This window comes from Mycobacterium sp. 852013-51886_SCH5428379 (genome assembly GCF_001665575.1).
Classification (GTDB): Bacteria; Actinomycetota; Actinomycetes; order Mycobacteriales; family Mycobacteriaceae; genus Mycobacterium.
In genome coordinates this window covers 1-20,796 of the sequence record NZ_LZSU01000052.1, presented here as the reverse complement: position 1 = coordinate 20,796, position 20,796 = coordinate 1, and the positions used below count along the sequence as shown (strand labels likewise).

Here is a 20,796-nt window from a genome sequence, read left to right as displayed (position 1 = left end):
CTGGGCCCGGGCCGACGGTGAATGTCGGCCCGCTCGGGTGGGTATCCGCACCGCATGAGCACCGCCGCCGACGGCCCCGATCCGTTCGACCTGCAGCGCTTCCGCGATGCGCAGGATCCGGTGTACGAAACCGTGCTGACCGAGTTGCGGGAAGGCCGGAAACGCAGCCATTGGATGTGGTTCGTGTTTCCCCAGCTCCGCGGGCTCGGGCACAGTCCGACGGCGGTGCACTACGGCATCGGTTCGCGCGCTGAGGCGCAGGCCTACCTCGCGGATCCGGTGCTGGGTGGCCGACTGCGGGAATGCACCGGCCTGGTGCTCGCCGTCGAGGGCCGGTCGGCGGGGGAGATCTTCGGATCGCCCGACGATCTGAAGTTGCGTTCCTCGATGACGCTGTTCGCCCGGTGCGCAGAGGACGGTGGCCGGTTCCGTGCTGTACTCGACAAGTTCTACGACGGTGCGGAGGATCCGGTCACTGCCCGCAGGCTTGACTGAACCGGCCTCAGGCCGGTTTGACGACGACCCAGCTCTGCGGAGCCACGGTGACCTGCTCGACCTCGTCGGGCGGTGGCGCGCCGGCGCCGGCGATCACCGTGCCGCGACCGAATCCGGCATCGGCCAGCGGCACCGTCAACGGCTCCGCGTCGTCGACGTTGAGCGCCACCAGCAGTGCGTCGTCGCCGTGCCGAGACTGGTAGACGTAGTGCCGGTTCGTCAGCACGACCGGGGTGGTGGTGGCCCGGTGCAGCCACGGATGCCTGCGCCGCAGCCCGATCAGGAACTGGTGCAGCCGGAAGATATCGCTGTCGTCACCCGGCGGCGTCCCGAACTCCGGTCGGACGGCATCGTCACCGCCGGCCCGATCTTCCTTGACCCCGCGGTAGCCGAGTTCGTCGCCGGCGTACACGCTCGGCACTCCGCCGATCGTGAACATCAGGGCCAGTGCCTGGGCGACGTGCGCCGGGTTCTCGAGCTTGCTCGCGATCCGGGTGACGTCGTGGTTGCCCACGAACGTCAGCGGTGCGAACGTCTCGAGGAACTCGTTGTGCCGCTTGAGCGCATGGTCGAGTTCGTGGAAGTTGCCGTCGTTGAGGCTGCTCCAGATCGCCTTCCACAGTTCGTACTGCGTCACCGAGTCGAAACCGGCCGCCACCCGGGCCGCGTAGTCGCCGTGGATGACCTCGCCGACGAACCAGGCATCGGGATGCGCTTCCCGCACGCGGGGTAACACCTGAGCCCAGAAGTGGTCGGGCACCGCGTAGGCCGCGTCGAGCCGCCAGCCGTCGGCGCCGCGCGACAACCAGTGCGACATCACCTCCACGGTGTAGTCGACCACCGCGGGATTGCGGTGGTCGAGCGCGATCAGCTCGCCGTGCCCCTCGAAGGTAGCGAATTCGTTGCGCCGCTTGCGGAACCACTCACCGCCGGGGCCGCCGTCCAGTGCGTCGCGGTACTGCGGGAAGTCGGTGCCGACGTGGTTGAAGACGCCGTCGAGCAGCACCCGCAGCCCGCGGGCGTGCGCTTCGGCGACCAGCGCGTCGAAGTCGGCATCGTCACCGAGGCGGGGATCGATGCGCAGGTGGTCGGTGGTGTCGTAACCGTGGGTCTTCGACGCGAACACCGGGCCCAGCGCCAGGCCCGACGCACCGAGCGCGACGGCGTGGTCGAGCCAGTCGATGATCCGTCGCAGCCGGTGTTCGTCGGCCGACGGCGGCGTCTCGGCGGGGAAGGCCCCGACGAAACCCAGCGGATAGACGTGCCACCAGATGGCGTGCTCGACCCACCCGGGCGCGCTCATCCGCGGAACCTCGCTTCGTAGAGACCGCGCATGACCTCGGCGAGTTCGGGTGCCGGACCGTCGGCGGTGACGTCCGGCGCGACCGCGTTGATCGGCAGGCCGGTCACGGGCGGCAGGGGAGCGCCCCATTCGGTGAGCCAGTCCACCAGTTGTGCCGAGGAGGTCGCATACACGATGCGGTCCAGCCCCACCCAGGCGTGCGCAGCCGAGCACATCGGGCAGTGTTCGCCGGAGGTGTAGACGGTGGCGTCGCGGCGGCCGGCGGGGTCGAGGTGTTCGGCCGCCCACCGGGCGATCTCGAATTCCGGATGGCGCGTCGCGTCGCCGCCGCTGACGCGGTTGTGATCCTCGAACAGCGTCTGACCGGCGCCGTCGACCAGGATCGACCCGAACGGCTCGTCGCCTGCTTCCAGCGCCTCTCGGGCCAGTTCGACGCAGCGCCGCAGATGCTGCAGGTCGGAGTCGCTGATCGGCACGCCCCGAAGTCTACGCAGCGGGTCCCGGTCAGCAGGCCTCAGTCGCAGCAGCCGCCGGCGACCTCGAGCCGGCAGGCGCACGAGGCGTTGACCGGGACGTCGGCGCGGGCGGCGGCGATCGCCAGTTGCCGCCCGATGATCGTCGCCTCGGCCGTACGGCCGAGTCGCTGCAGACATTCGTGATAGCCGTGCAGGCTCCACACATTGCCCGGATGCTGGGACGACCGCGCGAGTGTCGGATCGAGCCCCAGATCCGCCGCGTACACCGCGGCGGCCTCCTCCACCCGGCCCTGTTCGAGCAGCAGCGCGCCGTACGCATGGCGGGTCGGTTGCATCCACCCCCACGGTTCGTCGTAGGGCAGGGCGTCGTCGAGGTCGATCGCCCTACGGAGATCCGCGAATGCGCGCTCGAAATCGCCTTCCCGGTAGGCGATCTCACCGTCGAGCATGGCGCGGCCGACGGCGAGGATGTCGCGGCTGGTGTTGTTGAACAGGTAGCGGCTCTCGGGGATCCGGTCATGAGCGGCGGCGAAGGCGTCGCGTTCGGCGCGGGCCGCGTCGAGATCACCCTTGGCCGCGTGGGCCACGCCGCGGCCGTAGTGCACGGTGGCCGCGGTGGTGCAGTAGAGCTGCAGATCGTCGGGCAGCGGTTCGGCGATCAGATCGTCCCACCGGCCGAAGCGGACCAGGACATGTACCCGCAGCGGGACGAAGGCCTCCAGCCAGTCGGCCATCGGCGGCGACTCGATCGCCAGCAACTCCGGGGTCAGCTGACCGGCGAGCTCGTCGGCGGCCTGCAGCGCGATCCGCGACGCGCCCTCGAACATCGCCGAATACACCACGAAGTGCAGATCGTGCGCCCGATAGAGCGAGTAGAAGTTCAACGGCCCGGCACGTTCGACGAACCGCCGATCTGCCTCCACCGCAACGGTATTGGCGACGACCGAGGCGCGGTAGTGGCCGCACAGCACGTCGATGTGGCTCGGCATGTGCTGCAGGTGTCCGGCGTCGGGCACCAGTCCGCGCAGCAGATCCGCGGCTGGCAGCGCCACCTCGGGCGTCGCCGACATCTCCATCGTGTGCAGATACAGATGCAGCACCCCGGGGTGCGCGCAGCCCGCCGGCGTGTCCAGGGCGGCATCGAGGAGCGCCTTCGCCTCGACCACGCGCGACCCCGGCGCGGGTTCGCCCGTCCGGGTGTTCCACAGCGCCCACGCGGTGACGTTGACGAGCGCGTCGGCTGCCAGCGCCTGGACGTCGACGTCGTCGGGGTGGGTGCGCGCCAGGCCGGCCATCGCCTCGGCGTAGGCGCGGTGCGCGGCTTCCAGCGCGTCCCCGTCCTCGGGATCCTCGGCGGCGAACCGCGCCTTCAGGGCGTCGATGAGGCCGCGTTCGACCGTCGACGCCCGCGCCGCGGCGGCCAGGTCGAGTTCCATGCGGGCCCGCGCGAGCGAGGCCTGCCGGTCGACGGGATCGAAAGCCTCCCAAGGCTTGTTGTAGTTCGGGCCGACGGCGTAGGCGACACCCCACCGCGCGATCCCGAGATCCGGGTCGAGCTCCAGCGCCCGCTCGAAACAGTGGATCGACTCCTCGTGGTTGAACGCGTATGCCCACACCATGCCGCGGTCGAACCACGTCTGCGCCTGCGCGGACGGGGTGTCCGTCGGCCGGTGGTAGGTCCCGAGGTCGTAGTAGGGCTCGGCGTCCGTGCCGAGCGATACAGCCATGTCACGCACGGTAATCGAATACGGGCCCGACCGCGACGGTCGCGTCTGCCCCGTTGTACGGCGGATCGATGCGTCTGCCACTACGGTGACCCAATGATCCGATGTGTGCGGCTGTGGACGGGCTCCGACGACGCGTCGCACTTCGAGGTCGGCCGCCTCGACATGCGGCCCGGCCGCAACGACGACCTCGTCTCGGCCGTCATGCCCACCACCCATGTCACCGTCGAGGAGACTGCCGTCGGGGGAGCGTTGGCGTGGCACACCGCGCCGGTGCGCCAGCTCGTCGTGACGCTGGCGGGTTCACTGGTGTTCGCCACGCGTGACGGCTCGGAGTTCCCGCTCGGTCCCGGCGATGTGCTGCTGGCCGAGGACACCGCGGGATCCGGACACCAATGGCGCCTGGAGGGCAGCGATCCGTGGCGCCGGATGTACGTGGTGCTGGCCGACGACGTCGAGGTGGCGTTCATCCCGGGCTGAGTCGCCACCTGACCGCCGCCGGGAACCCGGTGGGGCGCCGGATCGTTGATCGCGGGTGCCGACGCTCACCGATGCGCTGCCCACGCCGACCGAACAGGCCGACCGGATCATCGACACCGGCCTGCACGACATGGCCGGCCTCCCCGTCGACGCGCTGCGACGCGCGGCCGCCGACGCCCCCGAGGGCGCTCTGCTCGTCATCCATCCGAAGCTGTTGCCGCCGTCGGTGCTCACCCCGGCGGTCATCTGGCGGGACCGGCCGGCCTTCGTCGTCGCGGACATGACCGACGTGGACGACTTCGACCCGGTCGACGACCTGCCGGACGCCCCCGCCTATGCCGTCACCGGCCTCGACCGGGGTGACGCGATGGCGAACTGGAGCCCCGACGAGGCGCTGCCCGCACTGGTCGCGGCCGGGCGGACGCCGCTCACCGTCACCGAGGGCCTGTTCTGGGTGCTCCAACAACCCGGCGCGCTCGAACGCGGGTACTGCTTCATGACGATCGGATCGCGGCGGCGCAAACCCGGCGGCGCGCTCGACACCCGCACGCCCGCGCTGTGGATCAGCAACGGCACCGGCCGCGACGGCCGTGCGCGGCGCGATGCGCTCAAGGTCGGGTGGTGCTGGGCGGGCAACCGGCACACCTGGCTGGGGTTCGCCTCTGCCGCGCGGCGTCAGGAGATCTGAGAGCAGGCATATTCGGCTGCACGCCGGGGAAAGAACGAGCATGGCTCGAAGAGGCGGCCGCCCGCAGCTGCCGGCGCATGACCCGTTCTACCGGCCGCCCAGTGGATACGAGCACACGGCGCCCGGGACCGTGCTGCGCTTCCGCGACGTGCAGCTGGCCTTCCTCGGACTGATACCGCAGCGCTTCACCGCCACCCAGGTGCTGTACCGGACCAACGATCTGGAGAACAGACCGTTGAGCACCGCCACCACCGTGCTGACGCCGGCCGACCGCCGGCCCGGCGAGCTGACGCCCATCGTCTCCTACCAGTGCGCGATCGACGCGGTCACCGGCCGCTGCTTCCCGTCCTACGCACTGCGGCGCCGGGCCAGGGCGGCGGGTTCGCTCGCGCAGGTGGAGTTGCTCCTCATCGCGGCGCTGCTGGCCGAGGGCTGGGCCGTCGCGATCCCCGACCACGGCGGACCGCACGGGGTGTTCGGCGCGCCGTACGAACCCGGGCACTGTGTGCTCGACGGACTGCGCGCCGCGCTGAACCATGCCCCTTTCGAACTGTCCCCGGCGGCGCCCATCGGCGTGTGGGGTTACTCCGGCGGCGGTCTGGCGACGGCTTGGGCAGCCGAGATGCACAGCTGTTACGCACCCGAACTCAACATCGTCGGGGCCGTTCTGGGTTCGCCGGTCGGGGACCTCGGCAACACCTACCACCGCCTCAACGGCAAGGTCTTCTCCGGTCTGCCGGTGATGGTGGTCGTCGCCCTGATGCACAGCTATCCCGAGCTCCGCAGGATCGTCGAGGAACGGGCGAACGCCGAGGGCAGGGCAACGCTCGAGCGGCTGTCGAAGATGACGACGGCGCAGGCGGTGCTGCGGCTGATGAAAAAGGACATGGCCACGATGCTCGACGGCCCGGTCGACGAACTGCTCGAGATGCCGGAGGTGCAGGAGGTGTTCGACGCCATCCGGCTCGGCCGGTCGGCGCCGTCGATGCCGGTGCTGATGATCCAGGCGGTGCACGACCGCATCATCTCCGTCGACGACATCGACGAACTGGCCCGCAACTACCGCGGCCTCGGCACCCACGTCACCTATCACCGGGACCGGTTCTGCGAGCACATTCTGCTGCACCCGATGTCGGCGCCGATGTCGCTGCGGTGGCTGCGGGAGCGGTTCGACGGCCGCCCCCTCGACGACCATCTGACCCGCACCACGTGGCCGACCCTGTTCAACCCGTCGACCTATCGCGGGATGGCCCGCCTCGCCGCGATCAGTGCCAAGGTGGTCACCGGGCGCGGGGTCGAACGGCGGCCGCTGTCGGACCTCGATCGATGACGGCTGCGGCCGGCGACGATGATTCGACACCGGAGTCTGGAACGTGTTCTAGTGCAGAGGTGCTGGACTACACCCCTGTCGACAGCCTGAGCACCGACGACGTCCACCGGTTGCGGGCGGTCTACGAACCGCTGACCGAATCGGTGCGCGCCCTGATCGACGCCACGATCCGCACGGAGGCCGACGCCGACGCCGTCGCCGCCGCCAAGGCCGAGATCGACGCCGCGACCGCTCGGCTGCGCAGTCGTCAGATCGACGGCCCGTTCGGGATCCGCACTGCCGGGGACGGCACCCAGATGACCTGGGGCAACCCCGTCATCGGGCTGCGCAACCCGATGGCACCGCCGGTGATCGTCGAGCACCGGGACGACGGCAGCGTCGCCAGTGAGTTCGAACTGGGCGCCGCCTACGAGGGGCCGCCCGGCCACGTCCACGGCGGCGTCGCCGCGCTGGTGCTCGACCATCTGCTGGGCGAGGCGGCGAGCAACCTGGAACGGCCCCGCCTCACCGGCACCATCAGCCTGCGCTACCTGCGCACCACCCCGCTGGGCCGGTTACGCGCCGAGGCTGCGATCGTGCGGATCGAGGGCGTGAAGGCCTACGCCGAGGGCTTCCTCGCCGACGACGACGGTGTGACCGTCGAAGCCCACGGGGTGTTCATTCAGCCCAGGTGGGCGCGGGAACAAACGTGATCGCCGACAGGCTGCGCGTGATGGTCGTCAGACCGGCGACCAGGACGCGCGCCGCGGCGCTGTCCCCGGCGCCGGTCAGCGCGGTCCGGCGGACCAGCTGGTCGGCCGCGGTCAGCTCCGTCAGATCCACGGTCCACGGCGCCGCCGGATTGGCCGGCGCACCGCGCAGCGCGTCGACGTAATCGTCCACCGCCGCGACGAATTCGGGGCTCAGACCCGTCGGCGGCACCTGCGGCAGACCGGCCTCCATGGTGGTGCAGGCCCCGGTGATGGCGTTGAGCGCAGCGCGCAGGGACCGCAGCCACTGCCTCAGGTGGGCTTCGTCGAGCCGGACCGCACCCGACGCCGCCTCGAACGCTGCCCGAGCGCGGAACGCCCGCTGCCACGCGGCCGCCAGTGCGTCGGCGGGGCGGTCCACCTCCCGTACGAACGCCCGCATCACCGTGGCGGCGTAGTCGATCTCGGTCTTGAGCAGTTCGCCGGCGCGCTGGCGTAGCCGGATCAGCGAGTCGTCGGGCAGCAGCACGTGCACTGCCATCACCAGACCGCCACCGAGCATCGCCGCGAACAACCGGTCGGTTACGTCGAGCGCCTGCACCGGCGTCGCGATGCCGACCAGGAACACCGTGGACGCGGCGATCGCCCCGCTGACCGCGATGTAGCCGAATCCCCACACCAGATACGCCAGCCCGGCGAACACCACCGCGCCGAGGGCCGCCACCATGCCCGACGGCGGCCACATCAGGCCCAGCGCCGAGGCCAGCGCGATACCGCCGACGGTCCCGGCCAGCCGGCCCGCGCTGAGGGTGTAGGTGTGCGAGGTCTCCGGGCGGAGCAGCAGCAGCACCGCGAGCGCGACCCAGTGACCCTCCTCGAGATGACCGAAGCGGGCCACCCCGGCGCCGATCCCCACGGCGACCGCCAGGCGCAGCGCGTGCCGCAACACCGGCGACGTCCACTCCAGATGCCGTCGCAGCGCCGCCATCGAACCGGTCAGCGATTCGGCGACGCCGGGCCCGCGCAGCTGACCGAACCGCAGCACCGCCGCGTCGTGCAGCTGCTTCGAGAACTGTTGTGCCGCATCCGCGCCCGGACCGTCGATGGCCGCGGCTGCCGCATCGACGCGCTGCAGTGCCCGCTCGGCGTCCCGGTGGGCGGTGACGCCGTGTCCGGCGATGGCGTCGAGGAAGTCACCGGCGGCCGAGAGCAACTCGGTGGCGTCGGTGTCGGTGCGCCGCAGCGCCGTCAGCGTCGCCGAGATCCGCTCGGGCAGCCGGTAACCCACCTGGTAGGCCTTGGGGCGCTGGCGAACCGGGATGTCGACGAACACCTCGCGCAGCCAGGTGATCTGGGCGGGGTCGAGTGCGGTGTCGCGCGCCGCGGCCATACTGCGGGCATCCTCGGCCAACGATCGGTGTGCCCGCGTGAGCGCATGCTGCTGCACCCGCCAGCGCTGTGGCGGCCGTAGCCACACCAGCCCCGCCTGGAGCAGACCGGCCGCCACCGCCATCGCCGTACCGGCCACGACGTCGACCCATCCGCTCGCGACGGGCGGGGCGATCACCAACAGCGCCGCCGCGGCCGAGCAGACGAACGCCGCGTGTGCGCCGAGCGCCCACTGCATTCCGGCGACGAAACCCCACACCGCGACCGCGGCCACGAACGCCACGTCGTGTGCACCGGTCAAAGCGCCGAGCAGCACCGCGGCCCCCAGTTCGGCGGAGGCGATCAGCACGATCGGCCAGCGCCTGCCCGGTACGTCCTGCAGCGCGACGGCCGCCGCGACGATGCCCGCGCCTGCCGTCCACATCGCGGCGGTGGGCGAGATCAGGTAGAGCGCCAGTGCGGTCATCGCGAGCACGCCGAGCAGGCTGCGCAGCACCGCGCCGGCACCCGGCGTGGTCAACCGCAGCGCATCCTTCACGCGGTCGCCGATGAGCACGAGTCGATTGTGTCCTATCGCCGGTGGCCGTCGTCACGGCCATGTGTACGTTCCCTCGTGGAGGAGGTCTCGTGGAGAAGGTGATGTTCACGTTGCGCCGTGACGGCGCCGATGACCAGTGGTGTGCGCGGCTGCGCACGGAGGTGGCGAACCGGGTGCTCGACGCCGGGGTGCCGGGGCTGGCCGTCAACGTCCGCGATGCGCCGGTGCGGGCGTCGCTGATGACGCTGACGACGCTGGACCCGCCCGTGGTCGCGGTGGTCAGCGTGTGGACCCACAGCTATCACAGCCCGGAACTGGGTGCGGTGCGCGACCTTCTTGCCGCCGAATGTGCCGAGGCGCCGGCCTATCTGGTCACGGAGTCGGTGCCGCTGCCGCCGCCGAGCGTGGTCGGTGCACGCACCGACGGTTTGGCGAACGTGGCGCTGCTGCGCCGTCCGCCGGATCTCGACGAGCGGACGTGGCTGACCCGCTGGCACGTCGACCACACCCCGGTGGCGATCGCCACGCAGGACACCTTCGGCTACGTGCAGAACACGGTGGTGCGGCCGCTGACAGACGGTGCGCCGCGGATCGACGCGATCGTGGAGGAGCTGTTCCCGCTCGCGGCGGTGGCGGATCTGCACGCCTTCTTCGGAGCCGCCGACGACGCCGACCTGTCGGACCGGATGCAGCGGATGCTGGCCAGCACGGGGGCTTTCGGGGCGGACCGCGATGTCGACACGGTGCCGACGAGTCGCTACGTGCTGCGCTCGCCGTTCGCCGCCGACGCGTAGTCTGCTGCCGTGACCGTGCAGATCAGCGACGACAGCGGGGTGCGGACCGTCACCCTGGACCGGCCCGAAGCGCTCAACGCGTTCAACGAGGCGCTCTACGACGCGACGACGGTGGCGCTGCGCGACGCCGACGCCGATCCGGAGGTCGCGGTCGTGCTCCTGACCGGCAACGGGCGGGCCTTCAGTGCGGGTAACGATCTGCACGAGATGGCCGCCCGCGTGACCGATCCCGAGTTCCAGCCGGGCGAATTCGGCTTCCCCGGTCTGATGGAGGCGCTGCTGGATCTCCGAAAGCCGTTGATCTGCGCGGTCAACGGCGTGGCGCTCGGTATCGGCACCACGATCCTGGGATACGCGGATCTGGTGTTCATGGCCGATTCGGCGCGGCTGAAGTGCCCGTTCACCAGTCTCGGCGTGGCTCCGGAGGCGGCGTCGTCCTATCTGCTGCCCCAGCTGATGGGCAGGCAGAACGCCGCCTGGTTGCTGCTGTCTTCGGAATGGGTGTCGGCCGAGGAGGCGCACCGGATGGGCATCGCCTGGCGGGTGTGCGAACCCGACCAGCTGCTGACCGAGGCCCGGCGGCACGCCGAAGTGCTTGCCTCCCGGCCGATTTCGAGCCTCATCGCGGTGAAGCAGACGATGGTCGACCCACTGCGTGACGAGATCCGCGCGGCGCTGAGCCGCGAGTACGCGCAGTTCGAGACGCTGCTCGGAAGTGCGGCCAACAGCGACGCGCTCGCCGCGTTCGCAGGCCGGCCCAAGAGCTGACCGGCGGCGGCTCAGCGCGGGGCGCGCGAGGAGTGGCCGTTGCGCTGAGCCGGGCCCGATGCGGGGCACTGGTCGGTGCCGCCGGCGGGGCAGCCGTTGATCTGATGGGCGGACAGGATCGCTCGCAGGGTGCGCCGGCAGCGCCCGCAGTCGCTACCCGCACCGCAGGCATCCGCGATCTCCTTCGATGTCTTGGCCCCGGCCGCCACCACCTCGTCGACGACGTGGCTGGTGACTCCCCGGCACAGACATACGAACATGGCCGACCCGCTACTCTCCGTCGTCCACGGTCATGATGTGGGCGAGCTTGCCGACGAACAACGTCGGGTAGGCGCCGAAGCCGGCGTTGGTCATCCATTCCGCGGCGGCGTCGGGATGGTCGATCCACTGCCGGGCCGTCTTCTCGTCCCTGATCTCCTGGAGGATCATCACCTCCTGCCCGTCGTCGAGGGCGCGGTACACCCATACCTTGCGGACGCCGGCCTCCCTGAAGCGGTCGAGACCGTCGTGCACCTTCTCGATCAGCGGCCCGACGCCGTCGACCGACGCCATCGCCCCGACGATCACGCCGGCCACGTGCAGCTTGGGACGGGGCTCGTCGACGTCGATCTTCTCCACGACCTGGCCGCCGAAGATGGGCGGGATGTCCTCGACGCCGGAGACGTCGAACCATTCGAATATTTCGGGGGATCTGAGCACGTCACGGATCGACCGGGCGTGCCGGATGCCGACCGTGACCAATACCCGGCCGGGCTCCCAAATCGATGTGTAGAGCACGACATGATGGGCGCCGATGGAATGCAGACCGCGTTTGTGTTTTCTGAGCCACTGCCACATCCCGGTGACGTCGGTGACTCGGAAATCGCAGGCGAGAATAAGCGAATGCAGCTCGTCCTCGTCCATTGTTTCCCGTCTGTTCGCAGTCATCGACGACATGTTAGCGCAGTCTAACCTTACTTAGGACAGGCAGTCCAGAGAAGTGCCTAGCGCTGTCCGTACGGACGCCTCGAAACGCCGAAAATGCCCCGACATCAGGCAATAAAGGTTCACCGATGTCGTTGCACTGCACTAAGTTGGAGACACGCGGCCGGCCCACCCATCGCCGCGACGGCCCAGCCCACACGGTCGATAGGAGTAGGAAAAATGCAAGGCGATCCGGACGTTCTGAAATTGCTCAATGAGCAATTGACGAGCGAATTGACGGCGATCAATCAGTATTTTCTGCATTCCAAGATGCAGGAGAGCTGGGGCTACACAGAATTAGCCTCGCACACCCGCGACGAGTCATTCGAAGAAATGCGTCACGCGGAGGCGATCACCGACCGTATTCTGCTGCTGAATGGCCTGCCCAATTATCAACGCCTGTTCTCGCTGCGCGTCGGGCAGACCATTCGCGAACAATTCGAGGCCGATCTGGCGATCGAGTACGAGGTGGTCGAACGGCTGCGGCCGGGCATCCAGCTGTGCCGGGAGAAGGGTGACGCCACGACGGCCAACCTCTTCGAGACCATCCTCGCCGACGAGGAGAAGCACATCGACTACATCGAGACACAGCTCGAACTGATGGGGCAGCTCGGCGAGGCGCTGTACCAGGCGCAGTGCGTATCGCGGCCACCCCAGTAGCAGGACACGGACCGGTCCCCGGGGCGAAAACTGGAACACGTTCCAGAACCGCCCCGGGTCGGCGTAGCATTCGGCCATGAGCCGAATCGGAGACCCCGAGCACGATTTCGCCGACGACGACGTCACCTCGTTCGCAGTGCGCTCCCCGGACCTCGGTGCCGCGATGGCCGGTTTCGCGAACGCGGTCTACACCAAGGGCAGGCTGCCGCTGCGGGTGCGGGAGCTGGCCCGCATCGTGATCGCCAATTCGAACGAGTGCGTGGTGTGCCAGAACACCCGCGACGCCGACGGCGTGGCCGCCGGCGTCGACGAGGACCTCTACGACCACGCCGAGGAGTGGCGGACCTGGCCGGGGTACAGCGAGGCCGAGCGGATCGCGGCGGAATTCGCCCACCGCTTCGCCGCCGACCACGTCGGTCTCCGCGAGGACGACGACTTCTGGGCCCGGGCGGCCGAGCACTTCGACGCCGACCTGCTGACCGACCTGGCGATCTCGTGTGCGATGTGGCTCGGGATGGGCCGGGTGCTGCGGACTCTGGACATCGGCCAGAGCTGCAAGATCACCCTCTGATCGGCACCACTTGCGGTGCGATTCAGATCATGCCCGTGGCGTCGAACACCCACGACGTGTCGGCCGTCATCAGCTCTTCCATCCAGGTCGGCGGGGCCGTCGCGGTCAGGCCGGACATGTCCCAGTAGTCCTTCCACAACGTGATCTTGCCGTCCTCCACGCGGTGCACCGTGACGAAGCGCAGCAGGGCGGTCTCGCCGGTCTGCCACCGCCACGTCTCGGAGTGCTCGTAGAAAACGTCGGAGCCGTTGTCCACGAGCATGCCGTCGTGGTTCTCGTAGCCGGCCAGCGGTTCGAGGCCGACCTTGAGCCGTTTGACGATGTCTTCGGGTCCGCGGGCGGCCAGCGCCGCGCCCACCGGCATGTCGGCGTAAATGCAGTCGTCCGAGAGATGCGTCTTCACCGCGTTCCAGTCCCTGGCGGACAACGATTTCCAGAGACCCCGCACGACGTCTTCAGCGGACACCGGCGAGCTCCGTGACGGGCAGCGCGGGGGCCTGGTGGGCGGCGCGCAGGAAGCGGCCGGTGCGCTGTCGGCCGACCAGCTCGGTGAACTCGCCGTCGCGGAAGACCGTGCGGCCTCCGACGAGCACGGCGACGACGGTGTCGTCGTTGCGGTTGACCATGCGCGACAGGCCGCCGTACTCCTCGACGGTGTCCTCGGCGTAGGCGTCGAGTGAAGCGTCCAGGTGCGCGGGGTCGATGACGACGACGTCGGCGCGGTCGCCGATGCGGAGGTGGCCCGCGTCGAGGCGGTACCAGTCGGCGAGTTCCCCGGTGAGGCGGTGCACCGCGTGCTCGATGCTGATGAACGGCCGGCCGGCCTTCTCGGCGTCGTGGACGTGGCGCAGCAGGCGCAGGCCCATGTTGTAGAAGGCCATGTTGCGCAAATGCGCACCGGCGTCGGAGAAGCCCATCTGGATGCCGGGCTCGGCCGCCATCTTCTTGAGGATCTCGGGGCGGTGGTTGGAGATCGTGGTGCGCCACCGCAACTCTCGTCCGTGTTCGAGCACAAGGTCGAGGAAGGCGTCGACGGGATGCAGGCCGCGGTCCACACCCACCTGGCCGAACGATCTGCCCACCACCGTCTGGTCCGGGCAGCCGACGATCTCGGCGTCGAAGAAGTCCCGGTGCCAGACCCGCAGACCCATCTTGTTCTCGTAGTCCTTGCGGAACCGGCGGCGGTAGTCCTCGTCGCGCATCAGCGCGTTGCGCTCCACCTCGTCGCGCAGATGCAGGGCAGCGGCGCCGGAGCCGAACTCCTCGAACACCACCAGGTCGATTCCGTCGGCGTAGACCTCGAACGGCACGGGCAGGTGCTGCCAGCGGAAGTCGCCGCCGAGCTTGTTCACGGCGCGGGCCGACGGCCCCATCGCGAGGATGGCGTAGGGGTTGGACTTCACGTCGGCCGCCGAGAGCAGGCTGGTCTTGAGTGGATTGCGGAAGATGCCGAGCGATTGCGCCAGCTGGGAGCCGAGGTTGAGCGGATTGGCGATGTCCGGGCCGGACTGCAGGATGCGGCCGGCGTGGCGCAGCAGCGCCTTGAGGCGGCGCAGTTCGCGCGGTTTGGCGTAGGTCGACGGAAGGGTGCGCGAGCGGCAGGTTTCGCCGTCGATCTTGTCGAAGAGCAACTGCTGCGACGACATCCCGACGAAGCCGGCGTCGAGCGCCTCGCGCAGCATCTCCTCCATCCGGGCCTGCTCGGCGCGGGTGGGCCGCTCGTCATGGCGGGTGGCGCGATCCAGACCCATCACGGCGGTGCGCATATCGGAATGGCCGATGAACGCGCAGAGATTGGGGCCCAAGGGAGTGGATTCGAGTGCCGCAACGTACTCGTCGCAGTTCGTCCACGTCTTGTGCTCGTCGACCGCGGCGATGACGTGCTCGCGCGGGATGGCCTCGACACGGCCGAACAGGTCGCCGGCGTCGGTGCCGTCGACGTGCACGGTGGACAGCGAACAGGAGCCGAGCATCACGGTGGTGACGCCGTGGCGCAGCGACTCGCTCAGCGCGGGCGCGCACAGCACTTCGACGTCGTAGTGCGTGTGGATGTCGAGCATGCCCGGCAGTACCCATTTGCCGGTGGCGTCGATGACCTGGGGGCAGTCGGTGTCGTCGAGGTCGTCCGGCGTGATGGTGACGACGTGGCCGCCGCGGATGCCGATGGTGCGCACCGCCGACGGGGCGCCGGTGCCGTCGAACCAGCGGCCGTTGCGGATGATCGTGTCGTAGGTCACGTCTGTCATAGAACAGTCCCCGGCGGGCGGGTGTCAACGATCGTGATGAACAGATTTGATTTTCTGTCTATTTCTGACCGTGAGCTGGCAATTTCCGGCGGCGGTCGGGTGGCGTGGGCATACTCGCACGAGTGACGCCGCTACAGCAGTACATCGCTGAGGAGATCGCGACCGATCACGTGGACGGGCTGTTGACCCGGCGCGAGGCGATGCGCCGTCTCGGCCTGCTCGGCATGGGTGCGGGTGCGGCGGCCGCGTTGATCGCGGCGTGCGGGCAGAACCGGCAACCCGAGGCCGAGGCGCCGGTGACGTCGAGTGGCGCGGCGACGGTGAGCGCGCCGCCGCCGGGCGCCGAGACCGCGGTGACGACGATGCCGGTGACCTGGGCCGGACCCCGCGGCGAACTGCAGGGCGCGTGGGCGGCGGCGGTGCAACCGCGCGGCGCGGTGCTGGTGATCCACGAGAACAAGGGCCTCAACGACTACATCCGGTCGGTCGCGGGACGCTTCGCCGGCATCGGCTATTCGGCCCTGGCCATCGATCTGCTGTCGGCGCAGGGCGGGACGGGCGCTTTCGCCGATCCCGCGGAGGCGACCGCGGCGCTGAGCAAGATCCCGCCGCAGGAGGCGGTCGCGGATTTGCGCTCCGGGATCGACGAGCTCGCCCGACGCACGCCGGATCAGAAGCTCGCCGCTGTGGGCTTCTGCATGGGCGGCGGCATGGTGTGGCGGTTGCTCGCGGCGGGGGAGCCACGGCTGGCCGCCGCGGTGCCGTTCTACGGCCCGGCACCGGACAACCCGGATTTTTCCGGCTCGAAAGACGTTGCGGTGCTGGGGATCTACGCCGCACAGGATCAACGGGTGAACGCCACCGAACCGGTCGCGCGCGAGGCGCTGGAGAAGGCCGGTCTGGTGTTCGAGCTCGTCACCGAACCCGACGCCAACCATGCGTTCTTCAACGACACCGGTGACCGCTACAACCCGACCGCCGCCGCCGATGCGTGGAAGCGCGTGCAGGACTGGCTCGCCCGCCACGTCGGCTGATCCGTCCTTTCAGGCCAGACCCACCGGTTCGGGCAGGTATGGTGCCGGACATCTGTCCGTTGAGCCGTAGCCGAACGAGGACTCCAGGTGATGAGACGGGCAGCGGCGCCGGATCATCCGATGCCCGTGCGGCACCGGTTGCGGCTTGCCGTCCGGCGGCCCACGACGGTTCTCGGTGTGCTCGGGCTGCTGCTGTTCGGCTACCTCATCGTGGTTCCGATCGTGACGATGCTGATCCAGGGCGTCACCGTCAGCCCCAAGGACACGCTGATCGTGCAGCAGCCAGCGGGCTCGCTGACGTCGTACTACCTCTGGCGGGTGTTCCTCTCGCCGGTCTCCGCCGACCTGTTCTGGCAGCCGTTGCTCAACACGGTGGTGGTCAGTGTTTGTTCGGTGGTGCTGTCACTGCTCGTCGGCGGGGTGTTCGCCTGGCTGCTGACGCGCACGGATCTGTGGGGCCGCCGGTGGTTCAGCACGGCGCTGATCGTTCCGTACATGCTGCCGACGTGGGCGTTCGCGCTCGCGTGGACCACGATCTTCAAGAACCGCACGGTGGGTGGACAACCCGGCTGGCTGGAGTCCATCGGCATCACCCCTCCGGATTGGCTTGCCTACGGCGGCGTTCCGATCACCATCATCTTCACGCTGTACTTCTCACCGCTGGTCATCCTGTTGGTCGGCAACGCGCTCGAACGCTTCGACTCGCAGTGGGAGGATTCGGCGCGGTTGCTCGGAGCGAGTTACGCGACGGTCGTGCGCACCATCCTCGTGCCGCTGATGCGGCCCGCCATCGCGTCAGCCGCCACACTGATCCTGGCCAAGATCCTCGGCGAGTTCGGAGTGACCTACATCCTCGGCCTGCCCAGCGACTTCGATGTCCTGGCGACCTCGCTGTACCGCAACATCTCGACCCGCGACAGCGGTTCGGCGGCGGTCATCGCCGGCGCCATCGTCGTGATCGGGCTGCTCTCCCTGTGGGTGGATGTGCGGTTCCTCAGGGAGGCACGGCGTTTCGTGACCGTCGGCGGCAGGGGGGCGATGGACCGGCCTCGACTACTCGGGAGACTGCGTCTGCCGGCCACTGCGCTGTGCGGATTCGCATTCTCGCTGAGCGTGGTCGTTCCCGTTGGTGTCCTGCTGCTCTCGACCCTGATGCGGCGGCCGGCCGACTTCTCACTCGACAACTTCACCGTGGCCTACTGGACCGGCCACGACCTCGACACCCCGGGGTTCACCGACGGTGTGCTGGTGAGCAGCGCCGTGTGGTCGGCAGCGTGGAACACGTTCTGGATCGTCGGCGTCGCCGCGGTGTCGGCGGGCATCCTGGGCCAGCTCGTCGGCTACGTCGTCGTCCGCTCACCGCACCGGTTCCTCGCAACGACGCTGCGCCAGTTGACGTTCCTTCCCTACCTCGTACCGGGTATCGCGTTCGCGGTCGCCTACCTGTCGCTGTTCGCCGTACCGCGCGGGCCGATTCCGGCGCTGTACGGCACGGCCGCGATCCTGGTGCTGATCTACACCGCCGAGCAGATGCCGTTCGCGTCCCGCGCGGGCATCTCGTCGATGATGCAACTTGGCCCGGAGCCCGAAGAGGCGGCGCAGGTCGCCGGTGCCGCCTGGTGGCGTCGGATGGCGGGCATCGTTCTCCCGCTCCAGAAACGCTCGCTCGCCGTCGGTGTACTCCTGCCGTTCATCGCGGGAGTCCGCAGCCTGAGCCTCGTCGTGATCCTGACCGTGCCCGGGATGGACGTCCTGACGACGTTTGCGATCAAACTCGTCGAGTTCGGCTTCACCCAGGCCGCCAACAGCGTCGTGCTCATCGTCTCGGCGATCGCGTTCGGCGGCACCTACGCCATCCAGAAGACGATGAAAGCCGACCTCGGTCGGGGATGGGGTTATTGACCGATGCCCACGATCACACTGCGCCGCGTCACCAAGCGATATCCCGGTGCGACGACGGCTGCCGTCGACGAGCTGGACCTGACGGTCGAGCACGGGGACTTCATGTGCCTGCTCGGCCCGTCCGGCTGCGGCAAGACGACGACGCTGCGGATGATCGCCGGTCTGGAGCCGCCGACCGCCGGGTCGATCTCCGTGGAAGATCGCGTGTTGGACTCGGTCGACGACGGTGTGTGCATTCCACCCGAGCGCCGGGACATGGGCATGGTCTTCCAGAGCTACGCACTGTGGCCGCACATGACGATCCGGCAGAACACCGACTACGGTCTGCGTCTGCGGAAAATCGCCCGAGCGGAACGGAATCGGCGCGCCGACGAGGTGATGGCGGTGATGGGCATCGACCGTTACGCGGACCGATACCCGTCCCAGCTGTCGGGCGGACAACAGCAGCGGGCGGCGCTGGCCCGGATGCTGGCGGTCAACCCCGGCGTCATGCTGCTCGACGAGCCGCTGTCGAATCTGGACGCACGGCTGCGTCTGGAGATGCGGGCGGAACTGAAGCGCATCCACCGCGACTTCGGCTCCACCATCGTCTTCGTGACCCACGACCAGTGGGAGGCAATGACTCTGGCGACGCGGATCGCGGTCATGTTCGACGGTCGGCTCCAGCAGATCGGATCGCCGACCGACATCTACGACCGCCCACGGAACCGACTCGTCGCAGAGTTCCTCGGCAACCCGCCGCTCAACGTCGTGGAGTTCGTCGACAGCGAGAGCGCGCCGCATGTGTCGGCGGCGTACGCGTTCGGGACTGCGAGGATGCAGGGCTCCGCGGCTGCCGCGGGTTCGGTGGGGTTTCGTCCGGAGTCGATCCGGATCGAGAGACGCAGTGCATCGACCGGCGACGGGTTGAGCATCGAGGGCACGGTGTTCGCGGTGCTCGCCACCGGCGGAAGCTGGACCGTGGAGGTCGTCGCCGACGGCCACCACTTCTTTGCGACCACATCCGTGCCGCCGGTATGCCGGCCCGGTGACGACATCCGAATGCGGATCGCCCCGGACGACGTACACGTCTTCGACACCGCAGGTGACCGCGTCGACGCGAACTCGCTCTCCAGCCCGTCCAACCACTGATCGCTCGTCCATCAAGGAGAACTCATGCTCGCAAACCCCTCGCGCATCCGGCGCGTCATGCTCGTGGGCGCCGCCGCCACGCTCCTGGCGACGGCCTGCGCGCCGCCCGCCCCGACCGATACCGACGAGGCGCCACCCCCGCTGGCGCAGAAGACGACACAGCCCGATGAGGATCTGGCGGGCTTCGATCTCGATGCGCTCATCGCAGCGGCCCGCACCGAGCCTCCCATCACGATCTACGACCAGACCACCAAGGTCGTCGCCACCGCCGAGGCCTTCGCCGCGAAGTACGGGCTCGAGGCCACCGGGGTGAAGGTCGAGCTCGGTGCCATCGACAAGGTGCTGAAGGAGAACCAGTCCGGCAACGTCATCGGCGACGTCGTCATCAACGAGGATCTCCCGACGTACGCCGTCGAGCTGCTGGACCAGGGCATCCTCGTCAACTGGGTGCCAGGCGACATGAAGGAGTCGATCAAACCGAACGATCAGTACCCGCTGATCGTGCACTACGGGCCGATGGGTTGGGTGTACAACAGCGAGGTTCATTCGAGCTGCCCGGTCTCCAACATCTGGCAGCTCACCGACGAACAGTTCAACGGACGCGTCGCGATCGCGGATCCGCTGAGTAACGCCAAGTACTCGTACTGGTTCAACACGATGGCGCTCAACGACGACGCCGCACTCCGAAGCGCTTACAAGGAGCTGTACGGGACGGAGCTGACCACCGATCAGCCCGACGCCGCGCATGAATGGGTGAAGCGCTTCGCGCAGAACAGTCCGAAGCTGACCCGTAACGACGAGGAGGTTTCTGAAGCCGTCGGTGCGCCCGGCCAGCAGGATCCGAGCTTCGGGCCCATCTCGATGGCGAAGTTCCGCAACAACGCCCAGAAGGGCTACCACCTGGCGCTCTGCGACGGGATGAAACCGTGGGCGCTGCAGTCGTTCCCGTCGGCGATCGCGTACGCCGCGAAGACCGACAGCCCCAACGCGGCGAAGCTCTACATCCATTACATGCTGACCGAGGAAGGGTTCGCCATCCAGCTCGCCGACGGTAAGCCTTCCGCCAACTCCCAGGTGCCTGCACCGGACGACCCGTCCAACGTGAAGAACTTCATGGACCAGATGTCGCCGTTCCCCAGCGCCGACCTCGTCAGCGACTATCGCACCAAGTCCACGTGGGAGGACTTCTGGCGCAACTCGTACAGCTGACAGCGCTACATACCCCGCCGCAGTCGTGTCGTCGCTGGGCGGTGAGATGCGCTGTGGTGCAGCGCTAATCATCGTCATCACCGTCGCTGCCGTCGCTGTCTTCGGTGTGGAGGTAGCGCTGGGGGTGGTGGTAGTGGTTGATGCGGGTTTGGCCGGTGTCGAGTTTGGGTGGGGGGACCCATTCGGTGTGGCCGTTGCGGCGGCGGGTGGTCCAACCGGTGTCCTCGAGCGTTGCGTGGTCGAGGGTGCAGGCCAGGGCGAGTTCGTCGATGTTGGTCTGTCCGCCTGCAGCCCAGGGCTTCTCGCCGTGGTGGGCTTGGCAGTCGAAGGCGGGTTTGGTGCAGCCGGGGCGGGTGCAGCCGATGTCGCGGGCGAACAGCGCGAGGCGTTGTCTCTTATACACATC

The 20,796-nt window shown here is 68.8% G+C and carries 22 protein-coding genes; 13 read left to right on the top strand and 9 right to left on the bottom strand.

Annotated elements, in window-relative coordinates:
- Positions 1-54 precede the first annotated feature (54 nt).
- On the top strand, positions 55-495 hold the full coding sequence (locus A5757_RS21980) for a DUF1810 domain-containing protein (protein WP_066838882.1): 441 nt from the start codon (positions 55-57) through the stop codon (positions 493-495).
- 7 nt (positions 496-502) lie between these two features.
- Here A5757_RS21980 and A5757_RS21975 read toward each other — a convergent pair whose 3' ends face one another.
- Genes A5757_RS21975 through A5757_RS21965 form a run of 3 tightly spaced genes read right to left on the bottom strand, consistent with a single transcriptional unit; the run spans position 503 to position 4,001 of the window.
- Positions 503-1,798 (bottom strand): alpha-amylase family protein, encoded by a 1,296-nt coding sequence (locus A5757_RS21975; protein ID WP_066838879.1) that lies wholly within the window; start codon positions 1,796-1,798, stop codon positions 503-505.
- The gene (locus A5757_RS21970; RefSeq protein ID WP_066838877.1) at positions 1,795-2,274 is read right to left on the bottom strand and encodes a nucleoside deaminase; all 480 of its coding nucleotides are present in this window, start codon (positions 2,272-2,274) and stop codon (positions 1,795-1,797) included. The genes A5757_RS21975 and A5757_RS21970 overlap by 4 nt, the downstream gene beginning before the upstream one ends.
- A 38-nt stretch (positions 2,275-2,312) precedes the next feature.
- Positions 2,313-4,001 (bottom strand): tetratricopeptide repeat protein, encoded by a 1,689-nt coding sequence (locus tag A5757_RS21965; RefSeq protein WP_066838874.1) that lies wholly within the window; start codon positions 3,999-4,001, stop codon positions 2,313-2,315.
- Between the two features lie 93 nt (positions 4,002-4,094).
- Here A5757_RS21965 and A5757_RS21960 point away from each other — a divergent pair, with 93 nt between their 5' ends.
- Genes A5757_RS21960 through A5757_RS21945 form a run of 4 tightly spaced genes read left to right on the top strand, consistent with a single transcriptional unit; the run spans position 4,095 to position 7,188 of the window.
- Complete coding sequence (locus A5757_RS21960; RefSeq protein WP_066838871.1) at positions 4,095-4,478, top strand: hypothetical protein; 384 nt, start codon at positions 4,095-4,097, stop codon at positions 4,476-4,478.
- A 55-nt stretch (positions 4,479-4,533) separates the two neighbouring features.
- Positions 4,534-5,166, top strand: coding sequence for a DUF5701 family protein (locus A5757_RS21955; RefSeq protein ID WP_066838868.1), 633 nt, complete (start codon positions 4,534-4,536; stop codon positions 5,164-5,166).
- 40 nt (positions 5,167-5,206) lie between these two features.
- On the top strand, positions 5,207-6,496 hold the full coding sequence (locus tag A5757_RS21950) for a lipase family protein (RefSeq protein ID WP_082929621.1): 1,290 nt from the start codon (positions 5,207-5,209) through the stop codon (positions 6,494-6,496).
- A gap of 59 nt (positions 6,497-6,555) precedes the next feature.
- A complete protein-coding gene (locus A5757_RS21945; protein ID WP_066838866.1) occupies positions 6,556-7,188 on the top strand; it encodes a PaaI family thioesterase in 633 nt (210 codons plus the stop codon).
- Here the strand turns inward: A5757_RS21945 and A5757_RS21940 are convergent.
- The gene (locus A5757_RS21940; RefSeq protein WP_231984084.1) at positions 7,154-9,130 is read right to left on the bottom strand and encodes an FUSC family protein; all 1,977 of its coding nucleotides are present in this window, start codon (positions 9,128-9,130) and stop codon (positions 7,154-7,156) included. The two genes, A5757_RS21945 and A5757_RS21940, sit on opposite strands and share 35 nt — an antisense overlap.
- 71 nt (positions 9,131-9,201) lie before the next feature.
- On the opposite strand from A5757_RS21940, the gene A5757_RS21935 reads away from it, so the two are divergent.
- Positions 9,202-9,906: an EthD domain-containing protein gene (locus tag A5757_RS21935; RefSeq protein WP_066838861.1), complete on the top strand. Its 705-nt coding sequence runs from the start codon at positions 9,202-9,204 to the stop codon at positions 9,904-9,906.
- Between the two features lie 9 nt (positions 9,907-9,915).
- Entirely contained in the window at positions 9,916-10,674 is a 759-nt protein-coding gene (locus A5757_RS21930; RefSeq protein WP_066838857.1) for an enoyl-CoA hydratase/isomerase family protein, read from the top strand.
- Positions 10,675-10,685: 11 nt separating this feature from the next.
- Here A5757_RS21930 and A5757_RS21925 read toward each other — a convergent pair whose 3' ends face one another.
- A complete protein-coding gene (locus tag A5757_RS21925) occupies positions 10,686-10,934 on the bottom strand; it encodes a bacterioferritin-associated ferredoxin (protein ID WP_066838854.1) in 249 nt (82 codons plus the stop codon).
- A gap of 10 nt (positions 10,935-10,944) precedes the next feature.
- Positions 10,945-11,577: a fatty-acid--CoA ligase gene (locus tag A5757_RS21920; protein WP_066838851.1), complete on the bottom strand. Its 633-nt coding sequence runs from the start codon at positions 11,575-11,577 to the stop codon at positions 10,945-10,947.
- Positions 11,578-11,817: 240 nt separating this feature from the next.
- Here A5757_RS21920 and bfr point away from each other — a divergent pair, with 240 nt between their 5' ends.
- Both bfr and A5757_RS21910 read left to right on the top strand, forming a co-directional pair.
- Positions 11,818-12,297 carry a bacterioferritin gene (bfr, locus tag A5757_RS21915; protein ID WP_066838847.1) on the top strand — a complete coding sequence of 160 codons (480 nt, stop codon included), beginning with the start codon at positions 11,818-11,820 and terminating at the stop codon, positions 12,295-12,297.
- A gap of 76 nt (positions 12,298-12,373) precedes the next feature.
- Complete coding sequence (locus tag A5757_RS21910; RefSeq protein ID WP_066838845.1) at positions 12,374-12,868, top strand: carboxymuconolactone decarboxylase family protein; 495 nt, start codon at positions 12,374-12,376, stop codon at positions 12,866-12,868.
- Positions 12,869-12,890: 22 nt separating this feature from the next.
- Here A5757_RS21910 and A5757_RS21905 read toward each other — a convergent pair whose 3' ends face one another.
- On the bottom strand, positions 12,891-13,334 hold the full coding sequence (locus A5757_RS21905) for a limonene-1,2-epoxide hydrolase family protein (protein WP_066838841.1): 444 nt from the start codon (positions 13,332-13,334) through the stop codon (positions 12,891-12,893).
- Positions 13,324-15,114: an amidohydrolase family protein gene (locus A5757_RS21900; RefSeq protein WP_066838839.1), complete on the bottom strand. Its 1,791-nt coding sequence runs from the start codon at positions 15,112-15,114 to the stop codon at positions 13,324-13,326. Before A5757_RS21900 ends, A5757_RS21905 begins: the two co-directional genes overlap by 11 nt.
- A gap of 122 nt (positions 15,115-15,236) precedes the next feature.
- Here A5757_RS21900 and A5757_RS21895 point away from each other — a divergent pair, with 122 nt between their 5' ends.
- The 4 genes from A5757_RS21895 (at position 15,237) to A5757_RS21880 (ending at position 20,390) form a co-directional block, all read left to right on the top strand.
- Entirely contained in the window at positions 15,237-16,148 is a 912-nt protein-coding gene (locus A5757_RS21895; protein WP_066838836.1) for a dienelactone hydrolase family protein, read from the top strand.
- A 90-nt stretch (positions 16,149-16,238) separates the two neighbouring features.
- Complete coding sequence (locus tag A5757_RS21890; RefSeq protein WP_066838832.1) at positions 16,239-18,050, top strand: iron ABC transporter permease; 1,812 nt, start codon at positions 16,239-16,241, stop codon at positions 18,048-18,050.
- A gap of 3 nt (positions 18,051-18,053) precedes the next feature.
- Positions 18,054-19,181, top strand: a complete 1,128-nt coding sequence (locus tag A5757_RS21885) for an ABC transporter ATP-binding protein (RefSeq protein WP_066838829.1) — start codon at positions 18,054-18,056, stop codon at positions 19,179-19,181.
- Positions 19,182-19,205: 24 nt separating this feature from the next.
- Positions 19,206-20,390 (top strand): ABC transporter substrate-binding protein, encoded by a 1,185-nt coding sequence (locus A5757_RS21880; RefSeq protein WP_066838826.1) that lies wholly within the window; start codon positions 19,206-19,208, stop codon positions 20,388-20,390.
- A 64-nt stretch (positions 20,391-20,454) separates the two neighbouring features.
- Here the strand turns inward: A5757_RS21880 and A5757_RS23505 are convergent.
- Positions 20,455-20,796, bottom strand: a 342-nt coding sequence (locus A5757_RS23505; protein WP_197497417.1) for an HNH endonuclease signature motif containing protein, incomplete at its 5' end; no start/stop codon positions are given.